Annotated in this window: 15 protein-coding genes and 1 tRNA gene; 8 read left to right on the forward strand and 8 right to left on the reverse strand. The window is 22.9% G+C overall.

From position 1 onward, the window contains the following. Positions 1–9: 9 nt before the first annotated feature. Together grxC and gpsA are read left to right on the forward strand one after the other, a co-directional pair. The gene (gene grxC, locus WIGMOR_RS01050) at positions 10–252 is read left to right on the forward strand and encodes a glutaredoxin 3 (RefSeq protein WP_014353995.1); all 243 of its coding nucleotides are present in this window, start codon (positions 10–12) and stop codon (positions 250–252) included. A gap of 180 nt (positions 253–432) precedes the next feature. Further along, positions 433–1,434, forward strand: a complete 1,002-nt coding sequence (gpsA, locus tag WIGMOR_RS01055) for an NAD(P)H-dependent glycerol-3-phosphate dehydrogenase (RefSeq protein ID WP_014353996.1) — start codon at positions 433–435, stop codon at positions 1,432–1,434. A 64-nt stretch (positions 1,435–1,498) separates the two neighbouring features. Here gpsA and WIGMOR_RS01060 read toward each other — a convergent pair whose 3' ends face one another. The 3 genes from WIGMOR_RS01060 to dcd form a co-directional block, all read right to left on the reverse strand. After that, positions 1,499–2,473, reverse strand: a complete 975-nt coding sequence (locus WIGMOR_RS01060) for an ATP-binding protein (protein ID WP_014353997.1) — start codon at positions 2,471–2,473, stop codon at positions 1,499–1,501. Positions 2,474–2,821: 348 nt separating this feature from the next. Continuing rightward, positions 2,822–3,517, reverse strand: coding sequence for an envelope stress response regulator transcription factor CpxR (gene cpxR, locus WIGMOR_RS01065; RefSeq protein ID WP_014353998.1), 696 nt, complete (start codon positions 3,515–3,517; stop codon positions 2,822–2,824). A 244-nt stretch (positions 3,518–3,761) separates the two neighbouring features. Beyond that, positions 3,762–4,334 carry a dCTP deaminase gene (gene dcd / locus WIGMOR_RS01070; RefSeq protein WP_014353999.1) on the reverse strand — a complete coding sequence of 191 codons (573 nt, stop codon included), beginning with the start codon at positions 4,332–4,334 and terminating at the stop codon, positions 3,762–3,764. 225 nt (positions 4,335–4,559) lie between these two features. Between dcd and metG the strand changes: the two genes are divergently transcribed. Beyond that, positions 4,560–6,218: a methionine--tRNA ligase gene (gene metG / locus WIGMOR_RS01075; protein ID WP_014354000.1), complete on the forward strand. Its 1,659-nt coding sequence runs from the start codon at positions 4,560–4,562 to the stop codon at positions 6,216–6,218. 687 nt (positions 6,219–6,905) lie between these two features. Here metG and WIGMOR_RS01080 read toward each other — a convergent pair. Then, complete coding sequence (locus WIGMOR_RS01080; RefSeq protein ID WP_014354001.1) at positions 6,906–7,838, reverse strand: RluA family pseudouridine synthase; 933 nt, start codon at positions 7,836–7,838, stop codon at positions 6,906–6,908. 82 nt (positions 7,839–7,920) lie between these two features. On the opposite strand from WIGMOR_RS01080, the gene bamD reads away from it, so the two are divergent. The 4 genes from bamD to ispF all read left to right on the forward strand — a co-directional run bounded on the left by bamD (position 7,921) and on the right by ispF (position 10,206). After that, positions 7,921–8,592, forward strand: coding sequence for an outer membrane protein assembly factor BamD (gene bamD / locus WIGMOR_RS01085; protein ID WP_014354002.1), 672 nt, complete (start codon positions 7,921–7,923; stop codon positions 8,590–8,592). Positions 8,593–8,669: 77 nt separating this feature from the next. Beyond that, positions 8,670–9,014, forward strand: coding sequence for a septum formation initiator family protein (locus tag WIGMOR_RS01090; RefSeq protein WP_014354003.1), 345 nt, complete (start codon positions 8,670–8,672; stop codon positions 9,012–9,014). A gap of 8 nt (positions 9,015–9,022) precedes the next feature. Further along, on the forward strand, positions 9,023–9,724 hold the full coding sequence (gene ispD / locus WIGMOR_RS01095) for a 2-C-methyl-D-erythritol 4-phosphate cytidylyltransferase (RefSeq protein WP_014354004.1): 702 nt from the start codon (positions 9,023–9,025) through the stop codon (positions 9,722–9,724). 2 nt (positions 9,725–9,726) lie between these two features. Beyond that, a complete protein-coding gene (gene ispF / locus WIGMOR_RS01100; protein WP_014354005.1) occupies positions 9,727–10,206 on the forward strand; it encodes a 2-C-methyl-D-erythritol 2,4-cyclodiphosphate synthase in 480 nt (159 codons plus the stop codon). Positions 10,207–10,371: 165 nt separating this feature from the next. On the opposite strand, the gene WIGMOR_RS01105 is transcribed toward ispF, so the two are convergent. Further along, the gene (locus WIGMOR_RS01105; RefSeq protein WP_014354006.1) at positions 10,372–11,025 is read right to left on the reverse strand and encodes a Bax inhibitor-1 family protein; all 654 of its coding nucleotides are present in this window, start codon (positions 11,023–11,025) and stop codon (positions 10,372–10,374) included. Between the two features lie 156 nt (positions 11,026–11,181). On the opposite strand from WIGMOR_RS01105, the gene WIGMOR_RS01110 reads away from it, so the two are divergent. Next, positions 11,182–11,268 (forward strand) — tRNA-Ser (locus tag WIGMOR_RS01110). Positions 11,269–11,323: 55 nt separating this feature from the next. Here the strand turns inward: WIGMOR_RS01110 and hemH are convergent. From hemH to htpG, 3 genes are read right to left on the reverse strand one after another with little or no spacing between them, the layout of a single operon-like run. After that, the gene (gene hemH / locus WIGMOR_RS01115; RefSeq protein ID WP_014354007.1) at positions 11,324–12,289 is read right to left on the reverse strand and encodes a ferrochelatase; all 966 of its coding nucleotides are present in this window, start codon (positions 12,287–12,289) and stop codon (positions 11,324–11,326) included. A 24-nt stretch (positions 12,290–12,313) separates the two neighbouring features. Further along, positions 12,314–12,955 (reverse strand): adenylate kinase family protein, encoded by a 642-nt coding sequence (locus WIGMOR_RS01120; RefSeq protein ID WP_014354008.1) that lies wholly within the window; start codon positions 12,953–12,955, stop codon positions 12,314–12,316. A gap of 43 nt (positions 12,956–12,998) precedes the next feature. Next, positions 12,999–14,912, reverse strand: a complete 1,914-nt coding sequence (gene htpG / locus WIGMOR_RS01125) for a molecular chaperone HtpG (protein WP_014354009.1) — start codon at positions 14,910–14,912, stop codon at positions 12,999–13,001. Positions 14,913–15,019 lie beyond the last annotated feature (107 nt).

Consider the following 15,019-nt stretch of genomic DNA (forward strand, 5'->3'; position numbering starts at 1 on the left):
ATTTAAATTATGTATATAGCTCAAATATATTTAAAACACTCCTGTCCTTATTGTAAGGAAGCTAAATTACTTTTAAAAAAACATAATATTTTTTATAAAGAAATTGATATTGAATTAAACAAAATTTATCTATTAGAAATGATTAAAAAAAGTAATCGAAAAACTGTTCCTCAAATTTTTATTAATAAAAAACATATTGGAGGTTATGATGATTTATGTATTCTTTTAAAAGAAAACAATTTATTTAAATAAATTATAATTACTAAATTTCAACTATAGAATGTCGTAATTTTTTCTATATAAAAATTTTATCTAAAATTATTTAATAAACAAATATAATATATCTATAAGAAAATTATACAATAAAAATGTGTATTTAAATAATATAAATTAAAAATTTTACTTAATTTTTTGATATAAAAGGAATAAATTTTGAGTAATTGTGCAATTACTGTTATCGGATCTGGAGCATATGGAACAGCTTTAGCAATTATTTTGTCTAAAAATAAAAATACAGTTTTTTTATGGGGTAGAAATCAAAAACATATGCAATCTTTAAAATTAAACCGTTGTAATAAAAAATTTCTACCTAAAATATTTTTTCCTCCGACATTAAATATTATATTTTCATTAAAACATGCTCTGTTATCGAGCGATACAATTTTAATTGCAGTACCGAGTAGTGCCTTTAAAGATACTTTAATTAAAATAAAACCATTTCTGCGTATCAACGCATGCGTAATTTGGGGAACAAAAGGTTTAGAACCAAAAACAGGTAGATTGTTGCAAGAAGTAGCTCAAGAAATTTTAGGAAAAAAAATTTGCTTATCTGTGATATCAGGACCAACGTTTGCATATTATTTAGCTATTGGATTACCTACAGCGATGGTTTTAGCCAGCAATTGTGAAAAAAAATGTAAAAATTTAATTAGTAAATTAAATTGTAATAAACATTTAAAAATATGCAGCAGCTCCGATTTAATTGGAGTTCAGTTAGGAGGAGTGATTAAAAATGTTATTGCTATTGCATCAGGAATGTCAGATGGTATTGGAATGGGACCAAATGCAAGAACTGCATTAATTACTCAAGGATTATTAGAAATGTCTAATTTAGGAAAAATAATGGGTGCCCAAAAATGTACGTTTATGGGTATGTCTGGAGTAGGTGATTTAATACTTACTTGCACAGAAAATCAATCACGAAACCGTCGTTTTGGTATGCTATTAGCTCAAGGATATACTATAGAAGCAGCAAAATTAAAAATTGGACAAGTTATAGAAGGATATGAAAACATTCGAGAAATTTTAATGCTATCTTCTAGATATAGCATAGAAATGCCTATTGTAGAACAAGTTTATCAAGTATTATATTTAAATAAAACAGTAAAAAAATCAGCTTTAAAGTTACTTTCAAGAATTAGAGTATATAAATAGAATTGCATTTAAATTAATAATTTTAAAAATTAGACATAAAGTTCTTAAGCAGATTGTTTTTTAATTAAAGATTATGTTTCAGAGTTTTTTTATGTATTGTTGGGATAGAAATAATTAATCTTAATCCTTTCAAAGGACCTTTGTCAATTTGAATATTTCCATTATGTTGAAGAATAACTTTTTTTGAAATTGTTAATCCTAAACCTATACCTCTATTTTCAGAACGATTATTATCAATTGTGTAGAAAGGCTGAAAAACTTTTTCTCGTATATTTTTTTTAATTCCCGGACCATCATCGTCTACGATAATAACAACCTGACTGTTTCGCATATAAAAAGCAACAGAGACTTTTTTATTAGAATATTCTATTGCATTTCTAATAATATTTTCTAGTGCACTTTCTAATGCATCTAAATCTCCTATTATATAACCTTGTTTAGGCAAAGAAATAATTTTTAAAATTTTTCCTTGTTTATCCGCTTCAAATTGCGAATTTACTAAAACATTATTCCATAATGTACAAAGTTGTAATAAATTTTTAGAATTTTCTATTTGAATATGATTTCTTGATAAAATAAACAAATTTTTAATTATGTAGTCTAATCTATTTATTTCAATTTCAATGCGAGATGCTTCGAATACATCTCCGTATCGTCTTCTTATTAATGCTGTAATTAATTTTAATCGTGTCAGAGGTATACATAGCTCGTGCGAGATATCAGATAATAAGCATTTTTGCATATTTTCAGTGCAATCTAATGCATATATCATATTGTTAAATTTAATACCAATAGATAATATTGATTTTGGTCCACGTTCTAATTCTGGAAATTTTTTACGATTACCTTTTGCAACTAAATTGATAGCATATTTAAATTTTTTTGTTATCTTAGATAAATTCCAATATATCCAGAATATTACAAGAACGTGTACTGCAATAATAAAAATAAAAAATTCAGTTGGATAATTTAAGATTAAATTAAAAAAGTTTGAAGAAATACTTTTAGTATTAATAAAATATATTTGATTTTTTTGCATATCATGTATTATATATACAAAATTAGATTTAATTCTACAATTTAAGTTATTTTTTGATATATAAATGTAAATTATACTTACAATATAACATTTAATTATGTTTATACTATAATAGTATACTTTTTTATATAAAATAAAAAAATAATTTTGTGCATAATATTTTTTATAATATTAAATATTTTTTTTAAAAAATTTTGAATTTCTCATAAAAATGTATGCGAAAAAATTTATAAAAATAATTTATAAAAATCTAAAACTTCTAATAAATTTTACATTTTAAGTATTAACTTAAATTTATCATTTTATAACATAAATAACATATATAAACAAAAAATTAAACATGATTAATTAAGTGGCAGATACCATTAAATATCCTTTGCCTCTAAGTGTTTTAAACCAAGGTCTTAAATCTTTTCTTGGAGGAAGTTTTTTTCTTAAATTAGAAATGTGCATATCAATTGCTCTATCAAAAGGAGTTAATTTTTTTCCCAAAACTTCTTGACTTAAATATTCTCTAGATACTACTTGACCTAAATTTTGTGCTAATAAGAATAATAACGAAAATTCTGTACCTGTTAAATCTAAATTAATATTTCCAAAGCACGCTTCTTGTCTTCCTGGATTGAGATTTAATAAATCAACAAATACAGATGATTGTTTACCGATAGTTTTTTGAGCAAACCAATATGAACGTCTTAAAATTGCCCTAATACGTGCTATTAGCTCGCGATCGTTAAATGGTTTTGTTAAATAGTCATCTGCTCCCAGTTCTAATCCTAGAATACGATCTAATTCGCTGCCACGTGCAGTTAACATAATAATAGGTATATGATGCTTTTTTTGGCGAATTTCTTTTAAAGTATCTATTCCATTTTTCTTTGGCATCATGATATCTAAAAGTAACAAATCGATTGCATTATTCAATTTAGAAAGTGCTTGTTCTCCATCATATGCTACCTGTATTTCAAATCCTTCTAATTCTAATAGTTCTTTTAATAAATCAATCAATTCATGATCGTCATCTACCAAAAGTAGTTTATTCATATACATTTTCCCTATTATACATAATTAACGCATTATAATATTTTATTTTCTTTAATATTGAAAATTTATATCAAATTAATAATTTTTTATAATTTACATAAATTAATTAAATATATAAAATATAGAACGTATAAAAGTATGAGAATTTACAGGTTTAAAAAAAAATAAAATAAATATTAAATATAATAAAAAATATATTATATATAATAATATATTTTATTCAAAATTTTAATTAAGTAAAAAATTATTTATTAATTACTATTTCTGATTGATACAGATACTTAGAATGTTTTTTTTTATTATAAGGTCGAATAGCAGAACCTGTCAGTAATTCAAAACTTACTGCTCCAATTAACATATTGGGACGTAGTCCTATTGGTAGCTTACCAGAATTGTAAAACTCTAATACAATTTGACCTGACCACCCAGGATCAATTCTATGAGAAGTAGCATGTACCATTAATCCTAAGCGAGCTAATGAAGATTTTCCATCCAACCATCCAACTAAATTATCCGGCAAAGTAATATGTTCCACAGTTAACGCTAATACTAGTTCTTTTGGATGTAAAAAAAATATTTCTCCTTCATTAATTTCAATTTGATGAGTAATTTTTTGTTGCAACATATCGTGATTATTTTTTGATGAAATAAGTTCAACATCAATATAATCTATTTTATATCCCGTAAAAATTTGAAATTTATTTGATAATTTTAAATCTACCGTAGCTCCATTAATTCTATTTTTTGAAGGTCTTGGAATTATAACTAACTGATTTTTATTTAACCATTTTTCTATATCATGATCGCATAATCGCATAATTATCCTTAATCTTTATAATCAAAAAAAACAAATTTTAAACATATAATTTTATATATAAACATTAAACAATAATATTTTTAATATATTTTCAACTTAGATATTAACATGTCTTTATATAAAATATATACTGTATTAATAAATGTTATAAAATTTAAGCATATTAAATAAAAAATACACATCGTTTATTATTATAGTAAATAATTTTTAAATAATTTTAATATTATGAATACGAATAAAAAAATTTTGATCACTTGTGCTTTACCGTATGCTAACGGAGAATTACATATCGGACATATTTTAGAACATGTACAAGCTGATATTTGCGTAAGATATCATCGTATGAAAGGTCATGAAGTCTATTTCATTTCCGCTGATGACAGTCATGGTACTCCGATTATGTTGAAAGCTCAAAAAAATGGAATAGTTCCAGAAAAAATGATTTTAAAAATGTATAATAAACATAAAAAAGATCTACTAAAATTTAATATTTGTTATGATAAATATTATTTAACACATAGTAAAGAAAATTATCGACTATGCATCCTAATATATAAAATTTTAAAAAAGAAAAAATTAATTATTGAGAAAGAAATTTTTCAATTGTATGACATTAAGAAAAATATGTTTTTATCTGATCGGTTTGTTCAAGGTACATGTCCAAAATGTTTTTCTAAACAACAATTTGGCGATAATTGTAACATATGTGGCGCAACATATTCTTCTATCGAATTAATTCAACCAAAATCAATTTTATCTAATTCTATTCCAGTCATAAAAAAATCAAAACATTTATTTTTTGATTTACCATATTTCGAAAAATTTTTAAAAATCTGGATTCATTCCGGTGTAATAACTTATGAAATCATAAATAAAATAAAAGAATGGTTTAAATCAGGATTACAACCTTGGAACATCTCAAGAGATTCTCCATATTTTGGATTTAAAATACCGTACATTTTAGAAAAATATTTTTATGTATGGTTTGACGCACCTATTGCTTATCTAAGTACATTACGAAAATTATGCAAAGAAAAAAACAAAAAAATTTTGTTCCAAGAATTTTGGACAATGAATTCCAAAAATTTAATTTATCAATTTATTGGAAAAGATATTATTTATTTTCATAGTTTATTTTGGCCATCAATTTTACATGGAATTAATTTTCGTAAACCTACAAAACTATTTGTTCATGGACATGTAACTTTCGATGGTAAAAAAATGTCTAAATCTAGTGGAAAATTAATCGGTGCGACAGTTTATTTAAAATATTTTGATTCAGATTATTTAAGGTATTACTATGCTTCGAAAATATCTACATGTATAACAGATATAGATTTTAATCTTACTGAATTTATGCATAAAATAAATTCAAACATTATTAATAAAATAATTAATCTAGCTTCTAGAAGCGCTAGTTTTATTAATAAATATTTTCATAATTGTTTATCTGAAAATGTTGAAAATTTTTCATTGTATACTAAATTTACTAATGCAAAAACTATTATAAGTAAACATTTTCAAGAACAAAACATATATCTCGTGATTAATGAAATTGTTAAGTTATCTAATTTAGCCAATCAATATTTAAATAACAAAGCGCCTTGGAAACTTGCAAAAAATATAAAACAAAATAATCATTATATACACGAAATATCTTCTATGGGTATTAATATGTTTTATATTATCATGGTTTATTTAAAACCTATTTTGCCAAATTTAGCACGTAAATCAGAAATATTTCTTAACAAAGATCTTAATTGGAACGATATTAAAACTCCTTTAAAATTACATCATATTAATAAATTTCAACCTTTATTATTTCGAATCACTGAAAAACAAATTGCTTCAATGCTAAAAGAATCTAACAATAAAAATATATAATGTTATTTTATTAATTTAATAAAAAATAAATTAAAAAATATATGTTTTTATTTTTATTAAATATTAATAATTTAAAATTTAATTTTTTAAATATTGAATGTACTAATTCAAATTGAATATAAACATTATTCAAAAATATGTTAATAATTTATAAAAAATTTTTTAGTTAAATTAATCTTTAAAAAAAGTATACAATATATTTTTTTACATCTTAATTTCGAAGACTGTTGTGTTTTTAATAAAATTATACTGTATTTGAACTAGATGAATATTTTATTTAAATTTAAATTAATATTATAAAAAATTTATTTTTTTATATATAATTTTAATATTTTTGTATCAGATTATTTTAATTTATTTAATTTTTTTATTTTTATAAAAGAATTTATTTTAAATATTAATTTTTTATAGAATTTATTTTTTCAAATAAAAATTTTTTTAATAGTTGAATATTTTTTAAACATATTAGAAAAAAAATTTAACACATATATTCTCTAATTTAATAACAAATTTATTTCGATAATTGTCAATTTTTTAGTATTTTAAATTTATTTTATTAATTAAAAAAATGTTATGCACGAATTTTATGTGCAAAAAAAATAAATAAAATTTTAATTTTTTCATTTTAACTTATATTAATTGCATTTAAAATAATAAAAAATTCATTTTTTTGAATTGATAATTATTTTAACGCTTATTTAAAAAAATTAATTTTTTTAATAAAAGATACATATCTTCTGGTAAATTTGATTTAAATTGCATAGAAATACGCTTTGTAGGATGCATAAATTTAAGTTTTCTTGCGTGCAATGCTTGCCTACTAATTTTTAATAGTGGATTATAACAATAAACTTTATTTTTTATGTATTTTATATCACCAACAACAGGGTGCTCTATATGTGCCATATGCACTCGAATCTGATGTGTTCTACCAGTTTCTAAATATACTTTAAGATAAGTATATTGTGAAAAACTTTTAATGATTTGGTAGTGAGTAGTAGCCGGTTTTCCTTTGATATCTACTTTCATAAGAGTTTTAAATTTTTTATCACGCATAATCGGAGCGCTAATTGTGCCATGAAAAATAATTTTTCCATGCACAATAGCCCTGTATTCTCGAATTATTTTTTTATTTTTTAATTCTTTATAAAAATAATTTTGCGCTTGATATGTTTTTGCAATTATCATTAAACCAGTAGTATTTTTATCTAGTCTATGCACAATACCAGATCGATTTAAATTTTTTGTATCAGGGTAATAATGTAGTATTATATCAAGCAATGTATTATTATTGTTTTTACATCCAGGATGCACGACTAATCCAGAAGGTTTATTGATTAATATGAAATGATAATCTTCATATAAAATGTTTAATTTATTTTTTTTCAATTGTGTAACATTTTTTTTTTTGTTTATTTGAATTTTTATTATTTCACCACCTTTTAATTTCTTTTTTGGATTAACGATATATGAATTATCAACTTTAACTTTACGAGCAATAATTAATTTTTTTATTTTTGTTCTAGAATATTGAGGAAATAAAATTGCCGATATACTGTCTAATCTTTTTCCAAATTGATTCATTTGAACTTTAGCAATTAATAATTTAGTATAATACATGTAAATTTTATATTTCTTATTTAAAAAAAATTTAAATAAATATACTATAAAAATTATAAATTTTTAATTCGAGAAATTTATTTTGAATAAAAAATGGATATTTATAATCCTAATTAATCTAATTTCAATTAAATATGCATTTTGTAATATATATTTTGATCAAGATATTCATGCACATCATGCATACGATATGAATCATAATAAATTATATAATAGTAGAAAAAAAAAATTTGAAACTTATTTATATTTTTTGAAAAAAAATCAGAATTTCATTTATATGAAAAAAGCAGAAAAAGATATTACTAGATTATATTTTAAATATAAAAATTATAATTTAGAAAACTTAGATTTATTTGATTTGATTATTGATCAATTTATTAAATACCATCAAGATGTTATATATACAAGTTTTCTAATCTATATCCAAGGATTGGTGTATATGCAATATGATAAAAATTTTTCAAAATATTTTTTTTATATAAAAAAAATTGATTCTAATCCTAAATACGCATATTTAGCATTAAATTGTTTTAAAAAACTTGTTAAAGATTATCCTAAAAGCATTTTTATACAAGATGCGAAAAAATTTGTTGTTATTCTTAATGAAAGAATAGCCAAATATAATTTAGAAATAATACGTTTTTATATTAAAAAAAAATCTTTTTCTGCATCAAATAGTCGTATAATAGAAATTATACAAAAATTTCCAAATACTAAGTCTGCATATTATGCGAAAAATTATTTAATGCAGTAAAATTATAAATAAAAGAAACAACAATCAATTTAATAAATTAATAATTATTATCAGTTTAAATTTTAATCAATTAATCAATGATAAACAGTAATAAAATTATTAAAAATGCCACATTATTTATTGCTCATATAAAAAATAAAAAAATTGAATATATATTTTTATTTATTTTTTTCTATTTACAAAGTTCTCTGTGGTATGGAAAAAACAATATTATGCATTTAATAGAAGTGCGAAAAGAAATCAAAATACAATCTGAGAAAAATTTGCAAAAAAAAATGAGGAATCAAAAATTAATTATTGAGATTAACTACTTAAAAAATAAAAATGATGCTATTGAAGAAAGAGCAAGAAATGAATTAAATATGATCAAATCTAACGAAGTTTATTACCGTATAATAGAAGTTAAGAACATACAAAAATAAACTATATTATGTATAAAAAAAAAAATTATCCTAATATGATAGCGATTTGTCCTGCAGCAGGTATAGGAAGAAGAATGCAATATAAATACCCTAAGCAGTATATAAAAATACAAAATAAAACATTATTAGAGCATTCTATAAATCTATTAGTTAAACAAATATGCATTAAAAAAATAATTATAGCCATTCATAAAACAGATCGATGGTATAAATCATTACCAATATTAAAAAATAATAAAATAAATATTGTTTTTGGAGGAGAATCTCGAGCAGAATCAGTTCGATGCGCTTTAAAATATGTTAAAAAAGTGCATTGGGTTTTAATTCACGATGCCGTACGTCCTTGTTTACATCAAAATGATCTTAACCAATTGTTTAAAAACTTATATAATTCTTCTACTGGAACTATTTTAGTTACTCCTATAAATGATACTATTAAAAAATCTTATGGTAATTATATTACACATACTGTTCAAAGAAAAAATCTATGGCGTGCTTTAACTCCTCAAATTTTTAATAAAAAAATTTTAGTAAACTGCTTAAATTTCATCTACCATCAAGGTAAACACATTACGGATGAAGCAAGTGCGCTCGAAGAATGCGGTTATTTATTAAATTTTATACCAGGTAGATCAGATAATATTAAAGTTACTTATCCTGAAGACTTAAATTTTGTAAAATTTTTTATTAATTATATAGGGAGATTTTAAAAATGCGCATTGGTCATGGATTTGACGTACATAAATTTGGCATACATTCTAAACCATTTATTTTAGGAGGTATTCATATTCCTTATTTTCAAGGAGTACTTGCACATTCCGATGGCGATGTAATTATACATTCAATAATTGATTCATTATTAGGAGCTTGCGCATTAGGAGATATTGGAATGTTGTTTCCTAATAATGATCCTAAATATCAAAATATAAATAGTTGTATTTTATTACAAATTATTTGGAACCAAATAAAAAAAAAATATAAAATAGGAAATATCGACATCACTCTCTTTTTAGAGAAACCAAAAGTTTCTTTATATATTCCAAAAATATGTTTTCATATTTCTCAATGTTTAGAATGTAAATATAATTGTATTAATGTAAAATCTACTACCATGGAAGGTCTTGGATTTGTTGGGAAATACAAAGGAGTTGCTTCGGAAGCTATAAGTATAATTTTCAAAGTTAAAAAATAATTTAAAATAAATAATAAAATTTTTAAATGTAAACATTTTCGCACGGAAGAAAAATATATAATTTCTACTCTAACAAATATTAGAAGATAATTTTCTTCCGTCGTTCAAAAAAAATTTTAAAAAATTCGATCTAAACAAAAATAAATGCATAATTTTTGTTTTTAATTATTTTTTTATCCCTCCAAATATACCTAAAAAACTTGAAAAAATATTATATATTGATACGTACAAACTTACTGTAGCTCGAATATAATTTTTTTCACCACCAAAAATAATATTGTTTATTTCCCATATAATGGCTACTGAAGAAAAAATTATAAACATAATACTGATTGTCATTGATAATGCCGACATATTTAATATCATATTACTTATTGTGCAAATTAATAATGCGATACTTCCAGAAATTAATACACTAGATAAAAATGACAAATTTCGATTAGTTTTTAAACTGTATATAGAGCAGCAAAAAAATACCATTGCAGTCCCGGATAAGGCCAGTATAATACTACTGCTATTTACAGCAAGCATAATACTTATAAGTGGCGCAATTGCATATCCCATAAATCCAGTTAAAGCAAATGTTGCTAAAATGCCCGATTTTTTATCAGACAAATAGTTAACTAAGAACAATAAGGTATAAAATCCAATTAATGTAGGAATAGCTCCTAAAAATGGTAGTTGACATAAACTACTGACAGTAGCAACTGTAGCAGAAAAAGCTACAGTGATTGATAAAAGCAAATATGTATTACGTAAAACTTTATATGTAGATAACCTAGAACTGCTGTGCGAAAAAATTTCAATCGATCGGTTCATAATATTTTCCAAATTTTAATTTAACAAATTATAAAAAAATATTTAATTTAAAACATCTTAAATGTACTATATTATAAAATTTAATTTTTTTAAATGATAACATGAGTCTTTACAATTTTTTTTAATTGTGCTTATATTATTCAAATATAATTTTTTGGAGGAATGGCCGAGCGGCTGAAGGCGCTGGTCTTGAAAACCAGAAAAGGATTACACCTTTCGTGAGTTCGAATCTCACTTCCTCCGATAAATAATACATGATAATTAAAGAATATAAATTAAGTTTTATTATTAATTGATTTTAAAATAAATATTTCTTGACAATCGAAGCAAGACAATCAATATGCAAATCTTGATCATTTAAAGCCGGAATATAGTGAAAAAAAAGTCCTCCAGAATTTATAAAAAGCAGTTTATTTCTTATTTTTATTTCTTCTAAAGTTTCTAAACAATCAGAAGAAAATCCAGGACAAATGATTTGAATATTTTTTATATTTTTCTTGGGTAAACTCGATATAACATTTGAAGTAATAGGAGTAAGCCATGGAACTTTTCCAAATTTTGATTGAAAACTCATAATTATTTGATCTTCGGGATAATCTAAAGCAGATGTTAGCAATTTTTTTGTTACTTGACATCTTTCTAAATAATCATCTCCATCCGCAACATATTTTTTTGGTATACCATGAAAAGATAGGATTAAACGATCTGGATGACCGTATTTATCAAAAGAACTAATAATACTTTTTTTTAAAGCATTAATATATTTCATATCATCAGCATAATCTCGAATAAAAATTATTGAAGGAAGATTTCTGTATTTTTTTAAAATTTTTGCAATAGCGTCAAATACTGATGCAGTAGTACTACAAGAATATTGTGGGTACAGTGGAAAAACAACTAATTTTTTTACATTATATGTTGCTAACATTTTTTTTATAGCATTTTTAAGTGTAGGTTTACCATATCTCATAGCTAATTCTAAATGTATATTTGGTAAAATATTAGTTAAAGCTTTTTTTTGTAGCAAACTATTTATCATTAATGGAGACCCTTCTGACTGCCAAATTTTTTTGTATAAGTGCATTACTTTAGAAGAACGCATAGGCAAAAGATATAAGTGCAAATACAATTGCCAAAAAAATTTTGGTGCATCAATCACTCTTGGATCACTTAAAAAATAAGACAAATATTTTTTTATTGATTTTTTATTCGGTGCACTAGGTGTTCCTAAATTAACTAAGATTAATCCGAATTTGATTTTCATTATTTAAATTATATTAAAAAAATTTTATTGAATTTTGTTAGTTTCAAAAATTTTTATTATTTTTTGATTTATTTGTTCTATTTTTAAAGATGCATCGATAAAATAATATTTCAATTTTTTTTTGTAAGACTCTTGTTTATAAAAATTACTTAATATAAAACAGTTTTTATAATATTCTTGCATACGTATTTTTAGTGCATCGACGCAATCATCTGAACGTTTTTTTAAAATTTCATCATAATTTTTATTTTTTAAATAGTTGGATTGCTTATGAATATCATCTATGTGGCATATTTTACCAGATATCTTATCGATCATACGTCCAGAAATTCGTGAAAAAACGATTTTTTCTGGAATAAACAATTCAAAGATAAAATCAATATTTATGGATTTTATAATTTTAGCTTGGTATAAAGTTCTAGGAAAACCGTCTAAAATAAATCCTTTTTCGCAGTCTTGAGACTGTAATCGTTTTAAGATTATTTTCGTTATTAAGTTATCTTCAATTAAATAACCTTGATTAATTAATTTTGTGATATAACTATTTTTACTTTGATTTCTTAGTAAATCACCACTAGAAATTTTAGGAATATTATATTTTTTAGAAATAATTTCTGACTGTGTTCCTTTTCCGCTTCCTGGTGGTCCAATAAAAATTATTTTCATAAATCTCTCTATATTAAAAAAACTTTAAAATTTTTTTAAAAAACTATTTTTTACTAGAAATGTGAGTAATTAATAAATTATTAATACGTTGAACAAATTTATTTGGATCTTCTAAATTTCCGCATTCAGATAGTAATGCTTCTTCTAATAAAAGATCAATCCAATTATTAAATTGTTTTTGATTTTGTATTTTAAAAATATATATAATTAAAGGATGCACAGCATTTATTTCGAATATATATTTTATTTCAGGGCTATTTTGTCCTGTTGAAATAAGTAATTTAGACATTTGTGTTGTAATGTCATGTTCGTCTGTGGTAACGGCGGCTGGTGTATTGATCAATTTTGATGTAAATCTAACGTTTTTAACTTTATCTTTTAAATAGGATTTAATACGTAATATAATTGGAGATAATTCTTGTTCAGATTTTTTTTGATCTAAAGTTTTATTATCAAAAATTTTTTCTAAATATTCATTATTTTTATTAATAGATTGAAATTCAATTTTGTTGAAAGATGTCATGTAATTCATCATCCATTCATCAATACGATCAAAAAGCAGTAAAACTTCTATATTCTTTTCTTTTAATTTTTCTAAATGAGGATTATTCTTTGCAGAAAGATAATTATCTGCTGTTATATAAAATATTTTTTCTTGTTTTGATTGCATACGTGATACATAATCATCTAATGATACATTTTGTATATTTGACTGAGTATATGTTGAGGAAAATCTAAAAAGTTTTACAATATTTAAATAATTTTTATTATCTTCTGAAGGTCCTTCTTTAAGAATTAAACCAAATTCTTGCCAAAATATTTGATAATCTTTAGGATTATTTTTAGACAAATTATCCAGCATCAATAAAATGCGTTTTGTTAAAGAATTTTTAATCATTTTAGTTGCTTGATTATTTTGTAAAATTTCTCTAGAAATATTTAATGGTAAATCGCTCGAATCAATTATACCTTTAATAAATCTTAAATAATTTGGTATAAATTCATTAGATTGATCCATAATAAAAATTTTTCTTACATATAATTTTAATCCGTGCTTATTGTCACGATTCCATATATCCCATGAAGCTTTTCTTGGTATATATAACAAGCTACTATATTCTTGATTACCTTCTACATGATTATGACTCCAAGCGATTGGATTTTGATCGTCATGAAAAAAATTTTTATAAAATTCTTTATATTCATTATCATTAATATCAGATTTTTTTCTTGTCCATAATGATGTTCCAGTATTAACTTGATTCCAAGTTAAATTTGATTGTAAACTTGGAGTAATTATTTTATTTTTTTGTGTTTTTTGAATTTGCATTTTAATCGGGAAACTAACATGATTTGAATATTTTTGAATAATGTTTTTAATTGTTATTTCATCGGCAAACATGGTTTCTGAATCTTTCAAATATAAAATAACTTCTGTTCCTATTTCTTTTTTTCTAATATTAGAAACTGAATATTCTCCTTGACCATTTGATTCCCATAAAACTCCATCTTTCTTATCAGATAAAAAAGATCTTGTACGTACAATTACTTTTTCAGCAACAATAAAAGCTGAATAAAATCCTACTCCAAATTTTCCAATAAGCTGATTATTTTTTAATACATCTGTATTTATGGATTTAAGAAATGATTTTGTTCCAGATTTAGCAATAGTACCTAAGTTTTCTATTATTTCTTCATGAGACATACCTATTCCGTTATCTCGGATCGAAATTTTTTTTTCATCTTTATTATATGATATTAAGATACACGGTGATTGTATTTTTTTATTTAATTCTGGTTTCGATAACATCAAAAATCTTAATTTATCTAATGCATCGGATGCATTAGAAATCAATTCCCTTAAGAAAATTTCTTTGTTAGAATATAACGAATGAATCATTAAATTTAATAACTGTTTTACTTCAGATTGAAATTTTAAAGTTTTTTTTTCTTCCATATTTGATTCCTAATATTTTTAAAATAGTTTATCTTAAAATTTTTAGCGATTATAATTATAATTTTTTTGAATTTTAATTACACTATGAATTTTATTAGATAATTAAT

The sequence above is a fragment of the Wigglesworthia glossinidia endosymbiont of Glossina morsitans morsitans (Yale colony) genome, from assembly GCF_000247565.1.
In the GTDB taxonomy this organism is placed as follows: domain Bacteria; phylum Pseudomonadota; class Gammaproteobacteria; order Enterobacterales; family Enterobacteriaceae; genus Wigglesworthia; species Wigglesworthia glossinidia_B.

Coding starts and splice junctions, on each gene's coding strand:
- metG (WP_014354000.1), top strand. CDS start 4,560: ATGAATACGAATAAAAAAATTTTGATCACTTGTGCTTTACCGTATGCT.
- WIGMOR_RS01080 (WP_014354001.1), bottom strand. CDS start 7,838: ATGTATTATACTAAATTATTAATTGCTAAAGTTCAAATGAATCAATTT.
- cpxR (WP_014353998.1), bottom strand. CDS start 3,517: ATGAATAAACTACTTTTGGTAGATGACGATCATGAATTGATTGATTTA.
- WIGMOR_RS01060 (WP_014353997.1), bottom strand. CDS start 2,473: ATGCAAAAAAATCAAATATATTTTATTAATACTAAAAGTATTTCTTCA.
- WIGMOR_RS01090 (WP_014354003.1), top strand. CDS start 8,670: ATGATAAACAGTAATAAAATTATTAAAAATGCCACATTATTTATTGCT.
- dcd (WP_014353999.1), bottom strand. CDS start 4,334: ATGCGATTATGCGATCATGATATAGAAAAATGGTTAAATAAAAATCAG.
- grxC (WP_014353995.1), top strand. CDS start 10: ATGTATATAGCTCAAATATATTTAAAACACTCCTGTCCTTATTGTAAG.
- WIGMOR_RS01105 (WP_014354006.1), bottom strand. CDS start 11,025: ATGAACCGATCGATTGAAATTTTTTCGCACAGCAGTTCTAGGTTATCT.
- WIGMOR_RS01120 (WP_014354008.1), bottom strand. CDS start 12,955: ATGAAAATAATTTTTATTGGACCACCAGGAAGCGGAAAAGGAACACAG.
- ispD (WP_014354004.1), top strand. CDS start 9,023: ATGTATAAAAAAAAAAATTATCCTAATATGATAGCGATTTGTCCTGCA.
- htpG (WP_014354009.1), bottom strand. CDS start 14,912: ATGGAAGAAAAAAAAACTTTAAAATTTCAATCTGAAGTAAAACAGTTA.
- ispF (WP_014354005.1), top strand. CDS start 9,727: ATGCGCATTGGTCATGGATTTGACGTACATAAATTTGGCATACATTCT.
- hemH (WP_014354007.1), bottom strand. CDS start 12,289: ATGAAAATCAAATTCGGATTAATCTTAGTTAATTTAGGAACACCTAGT.